The sequence below is a fragment of the gamma proteobacterium symbiont of Lampromicra miyakona genome (assembly GCF_059730895.1).
Genome location: NZ_AP035932.1, coordinates 1,562,562 through 1,583,920, shown reverse-complemented (window position 1 = coordinate 1,583,920; position 21,359 = coordinate 1,562,562). Strand labels below are relative to the sequence as shown.

Genomic DNA, 21,359 nt, shown 5'->3' with positions numbered 1-21,359 from the left:
TAACCGACGTAATAAGCGTCGGTTATGTTTTGTCTTTTGCAGGGCGCGTATTTTGCCCCAACTCAGGCCATCGACACAAGATGTTGGATCAATTCTTCTGTCGGTCAGGCGTTCTTTAACATCCAGTCAATTTCCGTGGCGGTGATCAGCCGTTCAAACTCGCGCAGTTCATACTGTTTGCAGCTGTGCCACACGCCGCTGAAACGCTCGCCGAGCAGCTTTTGCAGCGGATAGCTGTTTTCAAACTCGTACAGCGCATCGCTCTGGCGAATCGGCAGTTCCAGCCCTTCCGCCTCGTGGCCATTGCCCTTCACCGGATGCGGTAAGGGTAGCTGATTATCCAGACCGTGCAAGATACCGGCAATAATTGCTGACACCACCAGATACGGATTGGCATCGGCACCCGCCACACGGTACTCGACGCGATGGTTTTCTACATCGCCGCAGGGAATGCGCAGCGCCACCGTGCGGTTATTATGTCCCCATGACGCCTGCAGCGGCACAAACGCCTCCGGCAGGAAGCGACGAAACGCGTTGACGTTAGGTGCCAGCAGCGCCATTGATGCCGGCATCAGATCGATCATGCCAGCCAGCGCGCGCTTCAGCAGCGGCGAATCGCTGCCATCATCCAGCGCAAAGGCGTTGTGGTCGGCGGCATCCAGCATACTGATGTGTACGTGCATGCCGCTGCCCGCATACTCCTCATACGGCTTGGCCATAAACGTGGCGGTCATGCCGTGATTTTCTGCCACCTGACGCACCAGCCGCTTCAGCAGAATGGCGTCGTCACAGGCTTTGAGGATATCGCGCGTATGGTGCAGGTTGATTTCGAACTGGCCCGGCGAGGCTTCCGCCAGCGCGCCGTCGGCGGGGATATTCTGCAGTTTCGCCAGCGCGTCGATATCGCGCAGTACATCGGCGAAATGGTCGAGATTATCCAGCGAATACACCTGACTCTGCATGTTGCGCTCTTCGCTACCCGGCGCACACGGCGGCTGAATATAGCCTTCGGCATCGCGCTTTTTGTCCACCAGATAGAACTCCAGCTCTACCGCTACCACCGGAAACAGACCGCGATTGCGCAGCTGTTGCCACAGCCGGTTCAGCACGTTTCGGGGTTCAACGTCAAAGGGAGTGCCATCTTGGTCGCACATGGTCAGCAGCAGCTGGGCGATGCGTTGCGGGTCAGAGGCGGAAGGAATTAAGGTCCCGGGGACCGGTATGCAGAGGTTATCAGGTTCGCCGAGCGCCTGTCCGAGGCCGGCTTCCTCGACGGTGTTGCCGAGAATGTCCATGGCGAAAACCGAGGCCGGAAAGTAACACCCTTTTTCCAGCTTAGCTAACGCGGAGACGGGAATGCGTTTACCGCGAAATACCCCGTTGAGATCGTTTAACAGAATATCGACATACTGCGTTTCCGGATGGCGTTCCAGCCAGGTTTTCACCTCCAGCTGGAACGCGCTGGTTCGTTTTTCTTCACTGTGTCGCGTGAAGTCTTCTACTTCCACGAGGTTCGTCATCTTCCCACCCGCCCTATACCGTTTAAGATGGTTTGCACATGCTCAAAATAACAGCCACACCTCTAACATAGCTCTAACGCAAATGGTGTGCAAATGTAACAATTCTGTTTGAAGAACAACCAGACGGTTGCTAGATTGACAATATATTGCACACTTTTTCTACTTAGTGCGCAAAACCGGCGAAAATATTGAACAGCAGCGTGGTGACGTAATGGGCATTATTTTTGACAAGCCTTTGATTGGCGTAGTGATGTGCCAGAACCCCATCGGCAACCACGTTGGGCAGACCGTGCATAACAAATACCTCGACGCCGTGGTGCTGGCCGGTGGCGTGCCGCTGCCTTTACCGCATCAGCTGATGCACGCGCCGCAGCTATTAGAAAACAGTATGACGCTGCTGGACGGCATTTTGCTCACCGGCAGTCCAAGCAATATTGAACCCTGGCATTACGGTGAAGAAGGTCATGAAGCGCATGCCGATCCGTCGCGTGACCGCTTGTCCTTTGCGCTTATCACCCACGCCAGCGGGAAAAAGATGCCAATGCTGGGCATCTGCCGCGGTTTGCAGGAGCTGGTGGTTGCCAACGGCGGCGCGCTGCATCGCCAGCTGCATCAGACGCACCTGTTTCAGGAGCACCGCGAAGATGACAGCCAGCCGCTGGAGCAACAGTACGCGCCGGCGCATCTGGTGCAGCCCGAACCCGATGGCCTGCTGAGCCAGCTGCTGGGCAGCGCTGCTGCGTTCGCGGTCAATTCGCTGCACGGCCAGGGCATCCGCGAGCCTGGCCCGCAGTTACGCATTGAAGCCCGCGCACCGGATGGCCTGATCGAAGCCGTCAGCCTGCGCCAGCATCCGTTTGCGCTGGCGGTGCAATGGCATCCGGAGTGGCAATCCGATCGCGATCCGGTCTCGCGCCGTTTATTCGAGGCCTTTATCCACGCCGCAGCACGTTATCACAAGGAAAAGCAGCCATGAATGATGCCACTCTGGCGCCCGGACGACGCTTATCGCAAATCCGGCAGGAGTTGGGATTGTCTCAGCGTCGCGTCGCTGAGTTGTCAGGTTTAACACATAGCGCTATCAGCACCATTGAGCAGGATAAAGTCAGCCCGGCAGTCAGCACGTTACAAAAGCTACTCAAAGTGTATGGGCTGTCGCTGTCGGAGTTTTTCTCGGAGCCGAAAGAGAATGCCACGCCGCGCATCATCGTACGCCCGGATGATTGCGTTGAGATCGGCAGCCTCGGTGTTTCTTTACAGCTGATTGATAACGGTGCGGCGAAGCGCGCGCTGGCCATGCTGCTGGAGCGCTACGAGCCGGGGGCCAGCACCGGTGAAAAGCTGCGCCATCCGGGGGAAGAGACCGGCACGGTGCTGGAAGGGGAAATCACCCTGGTGGTGAACGGTCAGAGTTATCACCTTAACCGCGGCGAAAGCTACGTGATTGACACCGGTTTGCCGCACAGTTTTACCAATACGTCAGATCAGCCGTGTCGCATTGTCAGCGCGCATACGCCCGCCAATTTCTGAGTTCACGCGCTACAGGAGGTTATGATGCACCACGTGCAAAGTTATTACGCCGCGACCGCCAACGCGCACGCGCCGTGGCCGCAGCTGCAGGAGAGCATTCAGTGTGACGTCTGCATCATCGGCGGCGGGTTTACCGGGCTCTCTTCCGCGCTGTTTCTCACCGAAGCCGGTTACGATGTGGTGGTGCTGGAAGCGGCCCGCGTCGGCTTCGGCGCCAGCGGCCGCAACGGCGGCCAGGTGGTGAATTCTTACAGCCGCGATGTCGATGTGATTGAGCAGCGCTACGGCAAACAGACTGCGCAGATGCTGGGCAGCATGATGTTCGAAGGGGCGGAGATTATCCGCGACCGTATCGATCGTTACGCCATCGCCTGCGACTATCGTCCCGGCGGCATTTTTGCAGCCCTCAATCAGCGCCAGATGGGGCATCTGCGCAGCCAGCAGGCCAGCTGGGCGCGTTACGGCAACAGCGATCTGGAGCTGCTGGACGAGCGCGGTATCCGCCGTGAAGTGGCCACCGACCGTTACGTCGGCGGTCTGCTGGACCGGCGCGGCGGTCATCTGCATCCGCTCAATCTGGCGTTAGGTGAAGCCGAGGCAATTCGCCGGCACGGCGGCCGTATTTATGAGCAGTCGGCGGCGCTGGCAGTGACCTACGGCGCACCCAATCGGGTCAAAACCGCGCAGGGTGAAGTCAGCGCCACCTTTGTGATTTTTGCCGGCAACGCCTATCTGCCGTCGCAGCTGGAACCGCGGCTGGGGCGCAAAAGCATGCCGTGCGGCTCGCAGATCGTCACCACCGAGCCGCTGAGCCGCGATCAGGCGCTAGGGCTGATGCCAAATAACCACTGCGTGGAAGATTGTAACTATCTGCTGGATTACTTTCGCCTGACTGCCGACAACCGTCTGCTGTACGGCGGCGGCGTGGTGTATGGGGCGCGCGAACCGGAAGACATCGAGGCGTTGATCCGGCCCAAGCTGCTGCGCACCTTTCCGCAGTTGCGCGACGTGAAGATCAGCCATCGCTGGAGCGGTAACTTCCTGCTCACGCTGTCGCGCATGCCGCAGTTTGGTCAGCTGGAGAAGAATGTGTTCTTTATGCAGGGCGATAGCGGACATGGCGTGACCTGCACGCACCTCTCCGGCAAGCTGATCGCCGAAGTGCTGCGCGGCCATGCAGAGCGGTTTGATGCATTTGCGAAGCTGCCGCACCTGCCGTTTCCCGGCGGAAGACGCTTTAAGGTGCCACTGACGGCGATGGGTGCGGCCTGGTATGCGTTAAGGGATCGGCTGGGGGTTTAGGTGGGTGCGGTTTGCTGCCCTCACCCCGGCCCTCTCCCACGGGGAGAGGGAGAAGGATGGTGCGTTCATCTGCAGGGAGAGGGAGAATGATGGTGCGTTCATCTGTATAGAGTAGGAAAATGGTCGTGAGATCATCTGTCTGAGGGTGATGCTGCCGTTTGTCAAAGTGACGAAACCAGCGAAATAAACGCTCGGGCGGTTCCCTCTCCCGCGGGCGGGAGAGGGTTAGGGTGAGGGCAACCCCGCACCGCCCCCTACTCCAGCGGCATCTTCATCGGGTCATCGTAGCTGTACTCAAACCCCAGCTCGTGACAAATCTTCGAACCGTCAATCACCTTGCCGCTGGCGCGCACCGGCTCGGCAACAAACGTCGGTGGCACCAGGCCCAACTGCTTCGACACGCTCGGGTAAAAGCTATCGCGTGATGGATGTTTCGGGGCGCACAGGTTGTAAACGTGCCCGCCTTTTGGCGTTTGCAGCAGCAGCACAATCGCGTCGACCACATCATCAAGATGCACCAGATTCACCGCGTGCGCGCCGTTTTCCAGGTTGGTTTTACCGGCGAGGAAACGTCCCGGATGGCGGTTCGGGCCGACCAGTCCGGCGAGACGCACGATATCCACACTGGTGCCCGGCAGGTCATGCAGCCAGTTTTCCAGCTCCACCAGCGTTTTGCCCGCTACCGTCTCCGGCTGCAGCGCACTGCTCTCTTTTCTTACGCCGTCGCCGCTGCCGTATACCGAGGTAGAGCTGGTAAAGATGATGCGCGGCACTTTATTCGCCAGCGCGGTATCAACCACGTTCTGCACCGCCTGCATGTAATCTTCGCCGCCCTGCACGGTGCGGCTGGCAGGCAGCGTCACCACCAGCGCATCCACCGCCATCAGCGCGGCCAAATCGTCTGCTTCACACTCCAGCTCCGGTGACAGCACCAGCTGAAACGCATCAATACCACAGCGGCGCGCCGCATCGACACCATCCGGTGAAGTTTTGCTGCCGGTCACCTGCCAGCCGCGCGCTGACAGCGCCATCGCCAGCGGCATTCCCAGCCATCCCAGACCTACAATCGCCACCTTTTTCATATCGACTCCTGCTCTACCGCGCTAAGACATCCCATCTTAGTGCCAGCGCGCCAGCCAGACCAGCGCAAACTGTTGCCGAAGGTTGCGAAAACTGACGTTAAAAAAGGGTTGCCAAGCGCCGCCATCTTCGTTAGGTTAATCAGCACGCAAATGAATACTCATTCAGCAACGGAATTTTTTATGACACGCGTTCAGTTCAACCACCATCATCACCATCACCCTGACTAGTCTTTCAGGCGATGTGTGCTGGAAGACGTTTAGGATCTTCCAGTGGTGCGAGCGCAAAGAGAGCCCCCGGAAGATCATCTTCCGGGGGTTTTTTTATGGGCGAACGCAACCCAAAACGCTTCAGACAGGATTGAATAAGAGGACAGGAACCATGTTAGATAACACCCGTTTACGCATAGCTATGCAGAAATCTGGCCGTTTGAGTGATGAATCACGCGAACTGCTGGCACGCTGCGGTATTAAAATTAACCTTCAGCAGCAGCGTCTGATTGCGTTTGCGGAGAACATGCCGATCGACATCCTGCGCGTGCGCGATGACGATATCCCTGGCCTGGTGATGGATGGCGTGGTCGACCTCGGTATCGTTGGCGAAAACGTGCTGGAAGAGGAGCTGCTGACGCGCCGCGCGCAGGGCGAAGACCCGCGCTACTTTACGCTGCGCCGCCTCGATTTCGGCGGTTGCCGCCTGTCACTGGCAATGCCAGTCGATGCCGAGTACACCGGTCCGCAATGCCTGAATAATGCCCGTATCGCCACCTCTTACCCGCACCTGCTGAAGAAATACCTCGATAAACAAGGCATCGCGTTTAAATCCTGCCTGCTGAACGGCTCTGTTGAAGTGGCACCGCGCGCCGGTCTGGCCGATGCCATTTGCGACCTGGTGTCCACCGGCGCCACGCTGGAAGCCAACGGCCTGCGTGAGGTTGAAGTGATTTACCGCTCCAAAGCGGTGCTGATCCAGCGCGATGGCGAACTGCCGGCGGCGAAACAGCAGCTGGTGGATACGCTGATGACGCGTATTCAGGGCGTGATTAAAGCGCGTGAATCCAAATACATCATGCTGCACGCGCCGAGCGAGCGGCTGGAAGAAGTTATCGCCCTGCTGCCGGGTGCCGAGCGCCCTACCGTGCTGCCGCTGGCCGGTGAAGTGAGCCGCGTGGCGATGCACATGGTGAGCAGCGAAACGCTGTTCTGGGAAACCATGGAAAAACTGAAGGCGCTGGGCGCCAGTTCGATCCTCGTGCTGCCAATTGAAAAAATGCTGGAGTAACCGATGAGCGCAATCATGCAACCTATCGACTGGCAGGCGTGCAGTGCCGAACAGCAGCAGGCGCTGCTGCAGCGTCCGGCAATCTCGGCATCGGCCAGCATCAGCGCCACCGTGCAGGACGTGCTGGTGCAGGTAAAACAGCAGGGCGATGCGGCACTGCGGGTGTTCAGCGCGCGCTTCGACAAAGCTCAGGTGGAGAATTTGCGCGTGTCCGCCGCTGAGATGCAGGCGGCCGGCGAGCGGCTGAGCGACAATTTAAAGCAGGCGATGGCAGACGCCATGGCGAATATCGAAACCTTCCACAACGCGCAGATTCTGCCGCCGGTGGACGTGGAAACTCAGCCGGGCGTGCGCTGCCAGCAGATCACCCGTCCGGTGAAATCGGTCGGCCTGTATATTCCTGGCGGCTCGGCGCCGCTGTTCTCCACCGTGCTGATGCTGGCAACGCCAGCGCGCATCGCCGGCTGTGGCCGCGTGGTGCTGTGCTCGCCGCCGCCAATTGCCGATGAAATTCTGTATGCGGCGCAGCTGTGCGGCGTGCAGGAAGTGTTTCAGGTCGGCGGCGCGCAGGCGATTGCTGCCCTCGCCTTCGGCACAGAAAGCGTGCCGAAAGTAGACAAGATTTTTGGCCCGGGCAACGCGTACGTGACCGAAGCAAAACGCCAGGTCAGCCAGCGTCTCGACGGCGCAGCGATCGACATGCCTGCCGGTCCGTCTGAAGTGCTAGTGATTGCCGACGAAGGCGCGACGCCGGCGTTTGTCGCCTCAGATTTACTGTCACAGGCCGAACACGGTCCGGATTCCCAGGTGATCCTGCTGACGCCTTCACGGCAGCTGGCCGACGCCGTGGCGCTGGCGGTTGAACAACAGCTGGCGCAGCTGCCGCGTGCCGCCACAGCCCGTCAGGCGCTGGAGAGCAGCCGCCTGATTGTGGCGCAGGATCTGGCGCAGTGCGTGGAAATCTCCAATCAGTACGGCCCGGAGCACCTGATTATTCAGACGCGCCAGCCGCGCGCGCTGGTTGAGGAGATCACCAGCGCCGGTTCGGTGTTCCTCGGCGACTGGTCGCCGGAATCCGCCGGTGATTATGCCTCCGGCACTAACCACGTGCTGCCGACCTATGGCTACACCGCGACCTGCTCCAGCCTTGGGCTGGCCGATTTCCAGAAACGCATGACGGTACAGGAGCTGACGCCGCAGGGCTTCCTCAACCTCGCCGCCACCATTGAAACCCTCGCCGCCGCGGAACAGCTGGACGCGCACAAAAATGCCGTGACCCTGCGCGTCGCCGCCCTGAAGGAGCAAGCATGAGCAACAACGTTGAAGATTTAGCCCGCGCCAACGTGCGCGCGCTGACGCCCTATCAGTCTGCTCGTCGTCTCGGTGGCAACGGTGACGTATGGCTGAATGCCAACGAATTTCCGCTGCCGGTGCCGTTTGAGCTGTCGCAGCAGACGCTGAATCGCTATCCGGAGTGCCAGCCCAAATTAGTCATTTCGCGCTATGCCGCCTATGCCGGCGTCCAGCCGGAGCAGGTGCTGGTGAGCCGCGGGGCGGATGAAGGGATTGAGCTGCTGATGCGCGCCTTCTGCGAGCCGGGCAAAGACGCCATCCTGTTCTGTCCGCCAACTTACGGCATGTACAGCGTCAGCGCCGAAACCATCGGCATTGAGTACCGCACCGTGCCGGCACTGGACAACTGGCAGCTCAACCTGCCCGCCATCGCGGACCAGCTGGACGGCGTGAAAGTGGTATACATGTGCAGCCCGAACAACCCGACCGGCAATCTGATTGATCAGGATGACATCCGCCAGCTGCTGGCGATGACCGCCGGCAAAGCGCTGGTGGTGGCCGACGAAGCCTATATTGAGTTCTGCCCGCAAGCAACGCTGGCCGGCTGGCTGCAGGAATTCCCGCATCTGGTGATTCTGCGCACGCTGTCAAAAGCCTTTGCGCTGGCTGGCCTGCGCTGCGGCTTTACGCTGGCCAACAAGCCGGTGATCGATCTGCTGCTGAAGGTGATTGCACCTTACCCGCTGGCGACGCCGGTGGCCGACGTGGCGGCGCAGGCGCTGAGCGAGCAAGGCATCGCGCTGATGCGTCAGCACGCGCAGCAGCTTAACGACAACCGCGCCTGGCTGTGCGAACAGCTGCCGCAGCTGAGCGTAGTGCAGCAGGTCTTCCCGAGCGAGACCAACTATATTCTGGCGCGCTTCACCGACTCGCCAAAAGTGTTTAAAACGCTGTGGGATCAGGGCATTATTCTGCGCGACCAAAACAAAAACCCTGGCCTGGCGGGATGTCTGCGCATCTCCATCGGCACCCGTGAAGAGTGCGAGCGCCTGATCGCCGCGCTGCAAGCCTTATCTGTGGAGCAAGCATGAGTCAGAAGATCCTTTTTATCGACCGCGATGGCACCCTCATCTCTGAGCCGCCGACGGATTTTCAGGTGGACCGTATGGAGAAGCTGGCGTTTGAGAAGAACGCCATCCCGGCCCTGCTGGCGCTGCAGGAGGCGGGTTATCAGCTGGTGATGATCACCAACCAGGACGGCCTCGGCACTGAACGTTTCCCGCAGGCCGATTTTGACGGCCCGCACAACCTGATGATGCAGATCCTGCGCTCACAGGGCGTGAACTTCAGCGATATCCTAATCTGCCCGCATCTGCCGGAAGAGAACTGCGACTGCCGCAAGCCAAAGACCAAAATGGTCGAAGCCTGGCTGGCCGACGGCGCGCTGGATACCGCCAACAGCTATGTGATTGGCGACCGTCTGACCGACATCCAGCTGGCGCAGAACATGGGCATTCAGGGTCTGCGCTACGGCGCGGAAGGCGAAGACTGGGACGCGATTCAGGCGCGCCTGACCAAACGCGATCGTCACGCGCTGGTGAACCGCAACACCAAAGAGACGCAGATTAAAGTGGAAGTGTGGCTGGATCGCGAAGGCGGCAGCAAAATCAACACCGGCGTCGGCTTCTTTGATCACATGCTGGATCAGATCGCCGTGCACGGCGGCTTCCGCATGAACATCGAGGTGAAAGGCGACCTGTATATCGACGATCACCACACGGTAGAAGACACCGGCCTGGCGCTGGGCGAAGCGCTGCTGAAGGCGCTGGGCGACAAGCGCGGCATCGGCCGCTTCGGCTTCGTGCTGCCAATGGATGAGTGCCTGGCGCGCTGCGCGCTGGATATCTCCGGCCGTCCGCACCTCGAATACAAAGCCGAGTTCAGCTACCAGCGCGTTGGCGACCTGAGCACCGAAATGGTCGAGCACTTCTTCCGCTCGCTGTCGTACGCCATGATGAGCACGCTGCACCTGAAAACCAAAGGCCGCAACGATCATCACCGCGTGGAAAGCCTGTTCAAAGCCTTTGGCCGCACGCTGCGTCAGGCGATTCGCGTTGAGGGCAACACCCTGCCGAGCTCGAAAGGAGTGCTGTAATGAACGTGGTGATTCTTGATACCGGCTGCGCCAACCTCTCTTCGGTTAAGTGGGCGATTGAGCGCCTTGGCTACACGCCCGCGGTGAGCCGCGATCCGGACGTGGTGCTGCGCGCCGACAAACTGTTTCTGCCCGGCGTCGGTACCGCACGGGCGGCGATGGACCAGCTGCAGGAGCGCAATCTGATCGAGCTGGTGAAAGCCTGCACCCAGCCGGTGCTCGGCATCTGTCTCGGCATGCAGTTGCTCGGACGCGGCAGCGATGAGAACGGCGGCGTCAGCACGCTGGGCATCGTTGATGAGCCGGTTTCGCTGATGGATACCCGGGGTTTACCGCTGCCGCATATGGGCTGGAACCAGATCACCGCGCAGGCCGGCAATCACCTGTTCCGCAACATTCCGGACGGCAGCTACTTCTACTTTGTGCACAGCTACGCCATGCCGGTGAATGCCGCCACCATCGCCCAGTGCGACTATGGCCTGCCGTTCACCGCCGCCCTGCAGAAAGATAACTTCTTCGGCGTGCAGTTCCACCCGGAGCGCTCGGGTAAAGCCGGCGCGCAGCTGCTGAAAAACTTCCTGGAGATGTGATGATTATCCCCGCATTAGATTTGATCGACGGCAAAGTGGTACGCCTGCATCAGGGCGACTACGGCCAGCAGCGCGATTACGGCAACGATCCCCTGCCGCGCCTGCAGGATTATGAACGCCAGGGCGCGGAAGTGTTACATCTGGTGGATTTGACCGGAGCGAAAGATCCGGCAAAGCGCCAGATCCCGCTGCTAACCACGCTTTTACGCGGCGTCAGCGTGCCGGTGCAGGTTGGCGGCGGTATCCGTCATCGTGACGATGTGGCCGCCCTGCTGGCAGCCGGCGCCACGCGCGTGGTGGTTGGCTCCACCGCAGTCAAGCAGCCGGAAGAAGTGAAAAGTTGGTTCAGCGAATTCGGTGCCGACGCCATTGTGCTGGCGCTTGACGTGCGCATTGACGCCAGCAATCGCAAAGAAGTGGCGATCAGCGGCTGGCAGGAAGCGGCAGGCGTGACGCTGGAAGAGGTGATTGGCTGGTACCAGCCGGTGGGCCTGAAACATGTGTTGTGCACCGATATTTCGCGCGACGGCACGCTGAGCGGTTCCAATGTGGCGCTGTATCAGGAAGTATCCCAGGCGTTTCCGGACATCGCGTTCCAGTCTTCCGGCGGCATCGGTTCACTGGACGATATCGCTGCCCTGCGCGGCAGCGGTGCACAGGGTGTGATTGTCGGTCGCGCCCTGCTGGAAGATAAATTTACGGTAGCGGAGGCAATTGCATGCTGGCAAAACGGATAATCCCCTGTCTGGACGTGCGTGACGGGCAAGTAGTGAAAGGCGTGCAGTTCCGCAACCACGAAATCATTGGCGACATCGTCCCGCTGGCGCAGCGCTATGCCCAGGAAGGCGCTGACGAACTGGTGTTTTACGATATCACCGCCTCTTCCGACGGCCGCGTGGTAGATAAAAGCTGGGTATCCCGCGTGGCGGAAGTGATCGATATTCCGTTCTGCGTCGCCGGGGGCATCAAAACCCCGGAAGATGCGGCGCGCATTCTGCAGTTTGGCGCAGATAAGATCTCCATCAACTCGCCCGCGCTGGCCGATCCGACGCTGATTACCCGGCTGGCGGACCGCTTCGGCGTGCAGTGCATCGTGGTCGGCATCGATACCTGGTTTGATGAAGCCAGCGGCAAGTATCACGTCAATCAGTACACCGGCGACGAAGCGCGCACCCGCGTTACCCAGTGGGAAACGCTGGACTGGGTAGAGGAAGTGCAGAAGCTGGGCGCTGGCGAGATCGTACTGAATATGATGAACCAGGACGGCGTGCGTAACGGCTACGACCTGGTGCAGCTGAAGAAGGTGCGTGACGTGTGTAAGGTGCCGCTGATCGCCTCCGGTGGCGCAGGAACCATGGCGCACTTCCTCGAAGCCTTTGAGCAGGCAAACGTCGACGGCGCGCTGGCGGCTTCGGTGTTTCACAAACAAATTATCAATATCGGCGAGTTGAAAAACTTCCTGATCGACAACGGTGTGGAGATTCGCGCGTGTTAACTGCAGAACAACTGGCCAGACTGGACTGGGCCAAAACCGCGGGCATGATGCCCGTCATCGTCCAGCACAACGTCTCCGGCGAAGTGCTGATGCACGGTTATATGAACGAGGACGCGCTGCACAAGACGCTGGCCGACGGCAACGTCACCTTCTTCTCCCGCACCAAAAACCGTTTATGGACCAAAGGCGAAACGTCGGGCCACTTCCTCAAAGTGGTCAGCATCACGCCGGATTGCGATAACGACACGCTGCTGGTGCTGGCCAATCCGATTGGCCCCACCTGCCATCTCGGTACCTCGAGCTGCTTTTCGCCTGCCGCACCGGACTGGACGTTCCTGTATCAGCTGGAGCAACTGCTGGCCTCACGTAAAAGTGCCGATCCGGCCAGCTCCTATACGGCGAAGCTGTACGCCAGCGGCACCAAGCGCATTGCACAGAAGGTGGGAGAAGAAGGTGTTGAGACCGCGCTGGCCGCTACCGTCAATGACCGCCACGAACTGACCAACGAAGCCTCCGACCTGCTGTACCATCTGCTGGTGCTGCTGCAGGATCAGGAGCTGGATCTCAGCACCATCATCAACAACCTGCGCGCACGCCATAAGTAACAATTGTACGCCATGCTGCTCAAACGGGCTTTCTGGCTCGATTTTGAGCAGCATACTTCTCAAAAGAATGCGATCAATTGCGCTTCATCAGAATGGAAACCCCCATGACCACGCATGAAAAACTGCTGGCCCTGCTCGATCAGCATAACGCCCGTTACCGACTCATGGAGCATGAAGCGACCGGAAAGTGTGAAGCCGTGGCCGCGATTCGTGGCACGGAAGTGGGACAAGGTGCCAAAGCGCTGGTGTGTCACGTCAAGGGCAACGGCATCAAACAGCATGTGCTGGCGGTGCTGCCAGCCGACCAGCAGGCTGACTTGAGTAAAGTGGCAGCCGCCGTGGGTGGCCGTCGCGCCTCGCTGGCCTCGCCGGCTGAGGTGGATGCGCTGACCGGCTGCGTGTTTGGCGCGATTCCGCCGTTTAGCTTTCATGCGGATTTACAGCTGGTGGTCGACCCGCTGCTGTTCGAGCGCTACGACGAAATTGCCTTTAACGCCGGGCTGCTGGAGAAGTCGGTGGTACTGCAGGTGGAGGATTACCGCGCACTGCATAATGGTAACGTGATGAAAATAATACTCTAATTGCCATACACCACGCTGAGCGGTACTCTCGATGACTTATCATCACGACAAAAGAAGACCGCAACTATGGCAAGTTCCCGTTTTACCGCCCGTCTGCGCCAGACGCTGGCACTGGCTGTGCTGGCAGGCTGCGCGTTCGGCGCTCAGGCAAAAATCGATCAGGTGCGTTTCGCCGTTGATCCTACCTATCCCCCTTTTGAATCCAAAACGCCGCAGGGCAAGCTGGTCGGGTTTGACATCGACCTCGGCAATGCGCTGTGCGCGCAGATGCAGGCCAAATGCGTGTGGGTCGAGAGCCAGTTCGACGGCATGATCCCGGCGCTGAAGGCGCGTAAGTTTGACGCCATCCTGTCGGATATGGGTATCACCGAAGAGCGTCTGAAGCAGATCGACTTCACCGTGCCGCTGTATGACACCCACACTCAGCTGATTGCGCGTAAAGGCTCCGGCCTGCTGCCCACCGCGGAATCGCTGAAAGGCAAAACCGTGGGCGTGGAACAGGGTACCGTGCAGGAGCGCTACGCGCTGGCAAAATGGCAGCCGCACGGCGTGAACGTGGTGCCGTATGGCGATCAGGCACAGGTCGAGAGCGACCTGATTTCCGGACGCCTTGACGTGGTGTTCACCGATGCCGCACAAGCCGCAAACGGCTTCCTGAAACATCCGCAGGGCAAAGATTTCGAACTGGCTGGCCCGATTGTGCAGGATCCGATTATCGGCCCCGGCACCGCCATCGGCCTGCGCAAAGGCGACACCGAATTAAAAACCGCGCTGGACAACGCCTTCGCGGAAATCAAAAAGAACGGTACCTTTGATACCTTGCAGAAGAAGTATTTTGCGACGGATATCTCTATTGAGCCGTGATCGATGGGGCGGCGCATTTGCCGCCCTTTTTCCAGCAGAACTATAATTCCCTTCATCAATTTCATGCGGCGCGGCCACTAGCGTGCCCCAGACACAGGACATCGACTGCGTTATGCAACAACAACATCATCCTTTGTTAAGCGCGACGCTGGGCACCCAGCGGGAAATTGTCAGCTTCCACTTCGGCACCGACTCACAGCAGCGGGTGTATATTCAGGCGGCGCTGCACGGCGATGAGCTGCCGGGCATGGCGGTGGCATGGTATCTCAAGCAGAAGCTGCTGGCGCTGGAGTCGGCGGGCAAGCTGAAAGCCAAAGTCACTTTGGTGCCGGTCGCGAATCCGCTCGCGCTGGGTCAGCACTGGCACGGCACTCACCTCGGACGTTTTCATACTCTTTCTGGTCAGGATTTTAACCGTCGCTTTCCGGCGCTGGGCGATACGCTGGCGGCAGAACTGGCTGGCTCGCTGACACAGAGTGAATATGAAAACAAACGACTGATTCGCGACGCCATCGATCGTCACTACCGCGACCGCATCGCCAAAAGCGAACTGGAGGCCCAGCGCTTCACCCTGATGCGCATGGCCAGCCAGGCAGACCTGATGATTGACCTGCACTGCGACTGGGATGCCTTGCCGCATCTTTACACCACACCGCACGCCTGGCCGGAGATTGAGCCGCTGGCGCGCTGGCTTGGCAGTGAAGTGCAGCTACTGGCGCAGATCTCCGGTGGAGAGCCCTTTGATGAGGCCTGCTGCGAACCGTGGCTGACGCTGGCTGAGCGTTTTGGCAAGGACTACCCGATGCCGCGCGGCCTGCTGCCGGTGACGCTGGAACTGCGCGGCGTAGCCGATGTGTCGCCGGAACAGGCGGAGAAAGATGCAGATGCGATTATCAATGCGCTGATTGAAGGGGGTTATATTGCCGGAGAAACCGGAGACTCCCCTGCCCTGATCCATGCGCCAACTCAACTGGCGGGCTGTGAGTACATCCACGCGCCACACTCCGGACTGCTGCTGAACCGCAGAAAATTAGGTGAGTGGGTTAAAGCGGGCGAAGTGGTGGCGGAGATTGTCGACCCGATCAATGACTACGTGACACCGCTGGTGGCTGAGTTTGGCGGCGTGCTGTATGCACGAAACCTGACCAAGTTTGTCACGGCCGGGATGCTGGTGGTGAGGCTGGCGGGGGAAAATGCGGGACGTAAGGGGGAGTTGCTGGTGGTTTGACGGCTAAGCAACAATATTAATATTATTTTAGTGATCGTTTGCCAGCCTCCAATGAATTAAAGAAGGCTGGCATATATAGATATAATTTATTCGCTACTTAAAACTTGTGTAATAGCTTTAATTTACATTTCTGATTCTCTTCAATTTATTTATGATCTTGTATGTTAACCTCGGGACTTTTACTAAAGAATTGGTCAGGTTTACACCACGAATCATCAAATTCGAGTTATCAACAGGCTTAATGGAAAATCTTGCGCTTAATACATGTAATCCGAGCAAGCGTGTATCTGCAGATCCAAAGTCCAGAGGTGATTTGGGGTTTGCAATATCAAATCTGATAATAAAATTCTTACTTGATGATAACAACGAGGAACTGATAGGCAGTACGAGATTAGTTACTTGAGCACCAACTTGCCATTTAGTAGCAAAGTTATTATTAACGAAAACGCTTACATCAATTGCCTCAGTTGTGGGTACATAACCAAAGGCAGCAAAAGTGAGGAATACATCATTATCTCTTTCCTCATCATATTGAAAAACAAAATAGGCCTGTTTGCCTGAGGTCCATGTACCGGTAGTCTCAGATTGATACCAACCACTTGATGTATAGCCATTACTCAATAAGGCAATCTCATCGGAATTAGTTGAAAAAGAGATGTCACTTTCAAGACCAAGGGATGCATACCTAATCGTAGTGGTCACATTTTCAATAGCATCAACAACTTGTTGTGCAGTATGATGCCAGTTTGTCACTTGATATTGCTTCGCAAGTGCAGTCTTGGCTGCTAATAATTCAGTATCAAAGCAATACTTTTGTAGGGCTTTGTACCACTCAATACAATCTAATGGGTCAATATACTCAGCACATCCTGGCGCTACTTCCGGCAATGAGCCAGCATCAGAGGCTAAACAGAACTTTCCGTAACGACAACTTTCTGCGACTGGGAGTCCCCAACCTTCGTATCGCGAAGGAAAAACAGTGAACATGCAATGTTTATATAACCAGTCTAATGTTGAGTCTTTAATTCCATGCAACATCAAGACTTTTTCCTGAAGTTCTGGATTAGCATTTAGGATATTGATAGCCTCATTACCTCTCCAACCTATGCTTCCCACCAAGACTAATTTGGGTACAGCATCACCATATTCTTTTATTAAACCTTTCCATAGCATGAGTAAAAGAGAATGATTTTTTCTGACGTCAATAGTGCTAACAAACATAACGAACTTATCATTAATATCAAGCCCTGCAAGACTTTCTATTTGCAATTCAATATCGGAGTTCGCATCGGAATGAACAGCCTCATCACCCAATCTGAATACTGAAATAGGACAAACTGGTGTTGATGTCTCAAGGCAAAAACCCACAATATCTTCGCGACTTTTCTCCGAGCAAGTCAAGACCTTATCAGAAAGTGAAATTATTTCCTTACAATTTAACGCAAATTGCTCACCAACACCATCTGGAAACAAAAACTTCATCTTATGTTGAATGACATCATAAACGGTACTAACTATAGCTGCACCGTGAATTTGTTTTAAAGCTTGCAAGTCTCTTAAGTAATTAGTGTTTCTTATCCACGCACCGCCAAATATAACCACAACGGAATTAGGCATGAAATTGATATTAAGTTGAGGTTTTCCCGGAGGAAAACCAGGAATAAACTCACCAGCATATGCTTTAATCTCACCATTAATTAAATGGGAGTAATTTACTTTTAAAAATACACCATAAAAAGAATTCCAAACAATGTATTCAACGTCTCGGCCATAAAAAAGATGTAATTCATCAGCTAAGCGACTTTCAACACGAGCAATCCCCGTTGGTGGTGCATTATGATGGGCTAAAGTTGTAAGGTCTACATAAAGATGCTTTTTAGTAACTAAAGGAACAGATTCTTTTTTAGAATATTCAATCTCTAGTGCAGTTTCATATGCAGTTTTTGTCTGGACCGCATATTTATCCCAGCTATTTTCAGAATGAATCCTTTTCTTTAAAAGCAATTTTTTGGAAGCGTTGATTTGAGGTGTATCATTCCATGCTTCCAAAATTTTTGTTTTAATGTCATTGACATCAGCAGGATTAACATAACGAGCCAGATCTCCAAAATACTCATTCTCAGCAGATCTATCACTTAGTACCATATTACAACCAGCAGCTGCAGCCTCGAGAGCAACTAAAGGAGCACCTTCACTCCAGGAAGGCAAGCAGAAAACTCTGGCTCCGGCAAATGCTGATGCGAGCATAGGGCTATTAGGTTCGATACGACCAGCAAATATAACTTTACTGTTACCCCATTTACGCACTAATTCAGCGTACTGCGAATCTGCTTCATGTCCGATTAATACCAACGGTAGAGTAGTTTCTCGTAGCGCAAGTGCTAATAGTGCCTGATTTTTTCTTGATTCAATTCGCCCAACACAAAGAACATATTCATCAACCCCAATATGTTCTCTAAACATTTCGGCATCACCATGTTCAAAAATTTTCGTGCTGACGGGATTTTTTATGATACTAGTCGATGGATGAGTGATGCCAATTTCTTTCAATAGCTTCTCTTCATGCTCACTCAAAAGAATTAAATGATTAGCATAAGACACTAGTCTACGAACTGAGGTGAAATAATTAGGAAAAGGTTCCTTATCTTTCAAAGATATTAATCGATGATTGGCATTTTCCTGACAAATAACTGAAAGCTTATCTTTAACTTCATCATAACTTTCAGATTCTTCGAGAGCGGCTCTGACCCTGACGTTATAAAAATTGAGCTCTGATAAATCAAGAAAAATAGGAGAAAGTACTGAGGCAATTTTATTTTTCTCGACTTCCCGTAATAAAGCCTCACACTCATCAGGATGCCAAACATTAAGAGTATGGACAACATCAATATTTTCTGCTGCAAAACCCCTGTTCGTAACCAAGTCAGCATTAACACCCAATTTTTTCAACGCTGCTACTGTACGCGGTGCCCGCACAGAAGGTCCGCCTAATGAAGCGGTCATTTCGGCACCATGAACTGCTACTAAAGCCCGGAAATCTTCTTTAATCTTAACTGGCAATCTTTTATTAACGTTTGAGTCGCCATCGTTGTTATTATTCAACGGATCTTGTTTTAATAATTCAGTAAACAGTGCATGATGTTTAAAAGCCCATGATTCCCAGGTGTAATCTTCTACACTTTTTCTAAGTGCATTTTTTTCCGCTACAATATCAAGTAAAACACGACGAAGATCATCCGCATCACCAAGTTTAAATTCTACATGAGGAAATTGCGGTACCCAACCGACTGGAGAAGCAATTACTTTACAACCACTTGCAAGTGCTTCTAATACGCACATTGGACCGCCTTCAATTAAGGCTGGCACTAACACATAATCAAGAGAACGGTAGAATTGGGGCAACTGATCTTCAGGAATATACTGAGCTGGTCCCGGCCAACCTTCACCAGTGAAATGCCACTCTATTCCCGGAATATCCATAACCTGGGCCACGATTTTTTCCCCCTTGCGCCCAGTGTGATATGTTCGACCTACAACACCAATCCGTACTCTTGGCGTATATTTATCAAGATCTACTCCAGGTGAAATAGTTTGAACGTTGGTTCGCCCAGAATTTCTAATAATACTTTCAGTATTCAAAGATTGAGCAATACAAAAATCAACCGATGATGCAACAGCATCGAACTTGGCGGCTGCTGAAGGAACTTCTTCTTTGTGTGTAAACAAAGCAATTTCGACAGGAGAAACCCGGTCATGGCGACATCCATATGTCATATAATATTGGATTTGTGCAGAGGAATCGGATTCAATGCCATAACTGACGTACGGTAATCGATTTGTAATTTCTCTGGCTAACTTTTCCAGAATCCAACCTTTGTCTGAGACTTTGATGTGAACTAATTTTTTCATATCAATCCATTTAATATTTTAAGAGTTGCAAAAAATAAAAACAACAATCGTCAGTAGATTGTTGTTGAGATGTGCTTGATTATGGTTTGATGCGACCAGAAGTAGCTTTATACGAATGCGGTTATTTAATCGTAAATCATTTACTGAATTTATAAAAATTTAAATTCATAGGTGAATTAAAAAACACGCTCAGATTAACCGGTAATTAACGTTTTCTCGTAATAAAGAAAAGCATTAAGAGACTGGAAAAGACAGTAATAAAAAACATCAAAGCCACGCCGAAATAATATACTACGTTGTGGCCTCGATATATTAAGATACCAGAGAGGTGATGTTGCTTCAAAAACGACAACTATTTTTTAAAATAGCTTGAACATACCTCTTCAACGTCACCATCCATTAAGATTTTTCCATGCTCTAACCAGATCGCGCGGTTACAAGACTTCATAATCATACTTTTTGAGTGTGAAGCAATAACCAGGATATTAGTTGCCTGTACCATCTCTGAAAGACGTGATTCAGCCTTGTGTTTAAATGCCTCATCACCCACAGAAAGCCACTCATCCATTAAAAGAATCTCTGGACGAACAATCGTCGAAACTGCAAAAGCTAACCTCAAATGCATACCTGATGAATAAGTGCGTACAGGCATATCCACAAAATCACCCAGTTCAGAAAACTCGATGATTTCGTCTAGCTTTTCACTTATTTGTGATCGTGTACGACCCAATAATTGGCCACGTAGGAATATATTTTCCCGTCCAGTAGATTCGACATCAATACCTAATGAAATATCAATGAGTGAACCGACTTCCCCATGACTAACAGAAGTGCCAGATGAGGGCTCATAAGCACCACTGAGTAAACGCAGGAGTGTACTTTTGCCTGCGCCATTGTGGCCCAGAAGTCCAACTCGATCCCCATCTTTCAAGCTAAATGAAAGATTATCTATTGCACGGACAACGACTCGACCCTGTGCATCAGAGCCTAACTGTCCGCCTGTTGCAACTTGCATAAGACGTTTCTTTAGTGAACGTCCATTTGCGTTGTAAATAGGAAAGTCAACGCATACATTTTTGAATTCGATAGAAGCCATGATAATTTCTTATAACCAGTAAGCGATACGACGCTTGTAGCGTCCATAGACAAAAATAGTAATGGCCCATCCACATATAGCGATGACTAAGCAAACCAGCCAACTTGATGTTGCAGGAATTTGTCCCAATAAAGGTGCTCTTACAATTTCCATTAAATGATACACCGGATTGAGGCCTAGAATGTATTCACCAGCGCGCTGAGGAACTAAATGCGGCATCCACATTATAGGTGTGAAATAAAAAATAACATTCAAAATGCTAGTGATAATTTGAGGCAGGTCTCTGTAACGAGCGCAAAGGATGCCAAGCAGCAGAGCAATCCATGCTAGATTTAGTGTAGCCAGAATAAAGCCAGGAATAACAAGTAGCACGTCAAGCGATATTGGTTTACCCACAGCAATAAAGACTAGTGGAAGAATGATCATATTGTGTACCAATATAATTATATTTCTCCAAATAATCCTCATGATATGGACGAATAAGGGTATAGGTAATTGTTTAATAATACGTTCAGCGTTAATAAAACCAACACATCCTTCATTCACAATTGTTGTAAAGAAAGACCAAAGAATCATGCCGCTGGCTAAGAACGGCAAAAACTCTTCAAGTGATGTTTTAAAGATTGAACCAAAAACAATGCCAATAGTACCAATCATCACACCCATACTGATTGTCAACCAGAATGGTCCTAACGCTGAACGACGATAGCGCTGCTTTACATCTTGCCATCCTAACATTCCAACTAACGAATAGCGGTTAATTGCCGATAAAATATCCTTTAAGGCAACCTGAACGAAACTACCTTGCATTATTTTGTTCCATTAGTGAA

General features: G+C 53.8%; 20 protein-coding genes and 1 other annotated feature. Of the genes, 15 read left to right on the top strand and 5 right to left on the bottom strand.

All coding sequences use genetic code 11. The features are described 5' to 3' along the window. Positions 1-104 precede the first annotated feature (104 nt). On the bottom strand, positions 105-1,520 hold the full coding sequence (locus tag AC6I8P_RS07220; protein ID WP_021509364.1) for a glutamine synthetase family protein: 1,416 nt from the start codon (positions 1,518-1,520) through the stop codon (positions 105-107). A gap of 211 nt (positions 1,521-1,731) precedes the next feature. Between AC6I8P_RS07220 and puuD the strand changes: the two genes are divergently transcribed. The 3 genes from puuD to AC6I8P_RS07205 are packed head-to-tail and all read left to right on the top strand — an operon-like array spanning position 1,732 to position 4,352. Next, entirely contained in the window at positions 1,732-2,496 is a 765-nt protein-coding gene (puuD, locus tag AC6I8P_RS07215) for a gamma-glutamyl-gamma-aminobutyrate hydrolase (RefSeq protein ID WP_021509363.1), read from the top strand. Beyond that, on the top strand, positions 2,493-3,050 hold the full coding sequence (gene puuR / locus AC6I8P_RS07210) for an HTH-type transcriptional regulator PuuR (RefSeq protein WP_058757319.1): 558 nt from the start codon (positions 2,493-2,495) through the stop codon (positions 3,048-3,050). Before puuD ends, puuR begins: the two co-directional genes overlap by 4 nt. A 21-nt stretch (positions 3,051-3,071) precedes the next feature. Continuing rightward, positions 3,072-4,352: an NAD(P)/FAD-dependent oxidoreductase gene (locus tag AC6I8P_RS07205; RefSeq protein ID WP_058771096.1), complete on the top strand. Its 1,281-nt coding sequence runs from the start codon at positions 3,072-3,074 to the stop codon at positions 4,350-4,352. Between the two features lie 254 nt (positions 4,353-4,606). On the opposite strand, the gene AC6I8P_RS07200 is transcribed toward AC6I8P_RS07205, so the two are convergent. After that, positions 4,607-5,434: an SDR family oxidoreductase gene (locus tag AC6I8P_RS07200; protein ID WP_058757317.1), complete on the bottom strand. Its 828-nt coding sequence runs from the start codon at positions 5,432-5,434 to the stop codon at positions 4,607-4,609. A gap of 180 nt (positions 5,435-5,614) precedes the next feature. On the opposite strand from AC6I8P_RS07200, the gene hisL reads away from it, so the two are divergent. The 12 genes from hisL to AC6I8P_RS07140 all read left to right on the top strand — a co-directional run bounded on the left by hisL (position 5,615) and on the right by AC6I8P_RS07140 (position 15,524). Next, entirely contained in the window at positions 5,615-5,662 is a 48-nt protein-coding gene (gene hisL / locus AC6I8P_RS07195; RefSeq protein ID WP_100396937.1) for a his operon leader peptide, read from the top strand. Continuing rightward, positions 5,638-5,759: a sequence feature (His leader region), on the top strand. Its footprint overlaps the gene before it by 25 nt. A gap of 54 nt (positions 5,760-5,813) precedes the next feature. Next, positions 5,814-6,713 (top strand): ATP phosphoribosyltransferase, encoded by a 900-nt coding sequence (gene hisG, locus AC6I8P_RS07190; protein WP_031280070.1) that lies wholly within the window; start codon positions 5,814-5,816, stop codon positions 6,711-6,713. A gap of 3 nt (positions 6,714-6,716) precedes the next feature. Further along, positions 6,717-8,024, top strand: a complete 1,308-nt coding sequence (gene hisD, locus AC6I8P_RS07185; protein WP_477530563.1) for a histidinol dehydrogenase — start codon at positions 6,717-6,719, stop codon at positions 8,022-8,024. After that, positions 8,021-9,097: a histidinol-phosphate transaminase gene (gene hisC / locus AC6I8P_RS07180; RefSeq protein WP_058757314.1), complete on the top strand. Its 1,077-nt coding sequence runs from the start codon at positions 8,021-8,023 to the stop codon at positions 9,095-9,097. Before hisD ends, hisC begins: the two co-directional genes overlap by 4 nt. Next, complete coding sequence (hisB, locus tag AC6I8P_RS07175; RefSeq protein ID WP_021509354.1) at positions 9,094-10,161, top strand: bifunctional histidinol-phosphatase/imidazoleglycerol-phosphate dehydratase HisB; 1,068 nt, start codon at positions 9,094-9,096, stop codon at positions 10,159-10,161. The genes hisC and hisB overlap by 4 nt, the downstream gene beginning before the upstream one ends. Next, on the top strand, positions 10,161-10,751 hold the full coding sequence (gene hisH / locus AC6I8P_RS07170) for an imidazole glycerol phosphate synthase subunit HisH (protein ID WP_058771092.1): 591 nt from the start codon (positions 10,161-10,163) through the stop codon (positions 10,749-10,751). The genes hisB and hisH overlap by 1 nt, the downstream gene beginning before the upstream one ends. Next, complete coding sequence (hisA, locus tag AC6I8P_RS07165; RefSeq protein ID WP_059011594.1) at positions 10,751-11,488, top strand: 1-(5-phosphoribosyl)-5-[(5-phosphoribosylamino)methylideneamino]imidazole-4-carboxamide isomerase; 738 nt, start codon at positions 10,751-10,753, stop codon at positions 11,486-11,488. The genes hisH and hisA overlap by 1 nt, the downstream gene beginning before the upstream one ends. Further along, complete coding sequence (hisF, locus tag AC6I8P_RS07160) at positions 11,470-12,246, top strand: imidazole glycerol phosphate synthase subunit HisF (RefSeq protein WP_021509351.1); 777 nt, start codon at positions 11,470-11,472, stop codon at positions 12,244-12,246. The genes hisA and hisF overlap by 19 nt, the downstream gene beginning before the upstream one ends. Beyond that, complete coding sequence (gene hisIE / locus AC6I8P_RS07155) at positions 12,240-12,851, top strand: bifunctional phosphoribosyl-AMP cyclohydrolase/phosphoribosyl-ATP diphosphatase HisIE (RefSeq protein ID WP_021509350.1); 612 nt, start codon at positions 12,240-12,242, stop codon at positions 12,849-12,851. Before hisF ends, hisIE begins: the two co-directional genes overlap by 7 nt. A gap of 104 nt (positions 12,852-12,955) precedes the next feature. Beyond that, positions 12,956-13,432, top strand: a complete 477-nt coding sequence (locus tag AC6I8P_RS07150) for a YbaK/prolyl-tRNA synthetase associated domain-containing protein (protein WP_072209928.1) — start codon at positions 12,956-12,958, stop codon at positions 13,430-13,432. A 66-nt stretch (positions 13,433-13,498) separates the two neighbouring features. Continuing rightward, positions 13,499-14,296 carry an ABC transporter substrate-binding protein gene (locus tag AC6I8P_RS07145; RefSeq protein ID WP_498031086.1) on the top strand — a complete coding sequence of 266 codons (798 nt, stop codon included), beginning with the start codon at positions 13,499-13,501 and terminating at the stop codon, positions 14,294-14,296. Positions 14,297-14,408: 112 nt separating this feature from the next. Then, entirely contained in the window at positions 14,409-15,524 is a 1,116-nt protein-coding gene (locus tag AC6I8P_RS07140) for a succinylglutamate desuccinylase/aspartoacylase family protein (protein ID WP_141495234.1), read from the top strand. A 117-nt stretch (positions 15,525-15,641) separates the two neighbouring features. Here the strand turns inward: AC6I8P_RS07140 and AC6I8P_RS07135 are convergent, their stop codons facing one another. From AC6I8P_RS07135 to AC6I8P_RS07125, 3 genes are all read right to left on the bottom strand, one after another. Then, the gene (locus AC6I8P_RS07135; protein WP_477530561.1) at positions 15,642-19,433 is read right to left on the bottom strand and encodes a glycosyltransferase; all 3,792 of its coding nucleotides are present in this window, start codon (positions 19,431-19,433) and stop codon (positions 15,642-15,644) included. A gap of 352 nt (positions 19,434-19,785) precedes the next feature. Next, a complete protein-coding gene (locus AC6I8P_RS07130) occupies positions 19,786-20,529 on the bottom strand; it encodes an ABC transporter ATP-binding protein (RefSeq protein ID WP_477530560.1) in 744 nt (247 codons plus the stop codon). A 9-nt stretch (positions 20,530-20,538) separates the two neighbouring features. Then, complete coding sequence (locus AC6I8P_RS07125) at positions 20,539-21,339, bottom strand: ABC transporter permease (protein ID WP_477530559.1); 801 nt, start codon at positions 21,337-21,339, stop codon at positions 20,539-20,541. Positions 21,340-21,359: the final 20 nt, after the last annotated feature.

What these genes read in the sequence shown, in the direction of transcription:
- AC6I8P_RS07220 (WP_021509364.1), bottom strand. Translation starts at nt 1,520, where the DNA reads ATGACGAACCTCGTGGAAGTAGAAGACTTCACGCGACACAGTGAAGAA.
- puuD (WP_021509363.1), top strand. Translation starts at nt 1,732, where the DNA reads ATGGGCATTATTTTTGACAAGCCTTTGATTGGCGTAGTGATGTGCCAG.
- puuR (WP_058757319.1), top strand. Translation starts at nt 2,493, where the DNA reads ATGAATGATGCCACTCTGGCGCCCGGACGACGCTTATCGCAAATCCGG.
- AC6I8P_RS07205 (WP_058771096.1), top strand. Translation starts at nt 3,072, where the DNA reads ATGATGCACCACGTGCAAAGTTATTACGCCGCGACCGCCAACGCGCAC.
- AC6I8P_RS07200 (WP_058757317.1), bottom strand. Translation starts at nt 5,434, where the DNA reads ATGAAAAAGGTGGCGATTGTAGGTCTGGGATGGCTGGGAATGCCGCTG.
- hisG (WP_031280070.1), top strand. Translation starts at nt 5,814, where the DNA reads ATGTTAGATAACACCCGTTTACGCATAGCTATGCAGAAATCTGGCCGT.
- hisD (WP_477530563.1), top strand. Translation starts at nt 6,717, where the DNA reads ATGAGCGCAATCATGCAACCTATCGACTGGCAGGCGTGCAGTGCCGAA.
- hisC (WP_058757314.1), top strand. Translation starts at nt 8,021, where the DNA reads ATGAGCAACAACGTTGAAGATTTAGCCCGCGCCAACGTGCGCGCGCTG.
- hisB (WP_021509354.1), top strand. Translation starts at nt 9,094, where the DNA reads ATGAGTCAGAAGATCCTTTTTATCGACCGCGATGGCACCCTCATCTCT.
- hisH (WP_058771092.1), top strand. Translation starts at nt 10,161, where the DNA reads ATGAACGTGGTGATTCTTGATACCGGCTGCGCCAACCTCTCTTCGGTT.
- hisA (WP_059011594.1), top strand. Translation starts at nt 10,751, where the DNA reads ATGATTATCCCCGCATTAGATTTGATCGACGGCAAAGTGGTACGCCTG.
- hisF (WP_021509351.1), top strand. Translation starts at nt 11,470, where the DNA reads ATGCTGGCAAAACGGATAATCCCCTGTCTGGACGTGCGTGACGGGCAA.
- AC6I8P_RS07150 (WP_072209928.1), top strand. Translation starts at nt 12,956, where the DNA reads ATGACCACGCATGAAAAACTGCTGGCCCTGCTCGATCAGCATAACGCC.
- AC6I8P_RS07145 (WP_498031086.1), top strand. Translation starts at nt 13,499, where the DNA reads ATGGCAAGTTCCCGTTTTACCGCCCGTCTGCGCCAGACGCTGGCACTG.
- AC6I8P_RS07140 (WP_141495234.1), top strand. Translation starts at nt 14,409, where the DNA reads ATGCAACAACAACATCATCCTTTGTTAAGCGCGACGCTGGGCACCCAG.
- AC6I8P_RS07135 (WP_477530561.1), bottom strand. Translation starts at nt 19,433, where the DNA reads ATGAAAAAATTAGTTCACATCAAAGTCTCAGACAAAGGTTGGATTCTG.
- AC6I8P_RS07130 (WP_477530560.1), bottom strand. Translation starts at nt 20,529, where the DNA reads ATGGCTTCTATCGAATTCAAAAATGTATGCGTTGACTTTCCTATTTAC.
- AC6I8P_RS07125 (WP_477530559.1), bottom strand. Translation starts at nt 21,339, where the DNA reads ATGCAAGGTAGTTTCGTTCAGGTTGCCTTAAAGGATATTTTATCGGCA.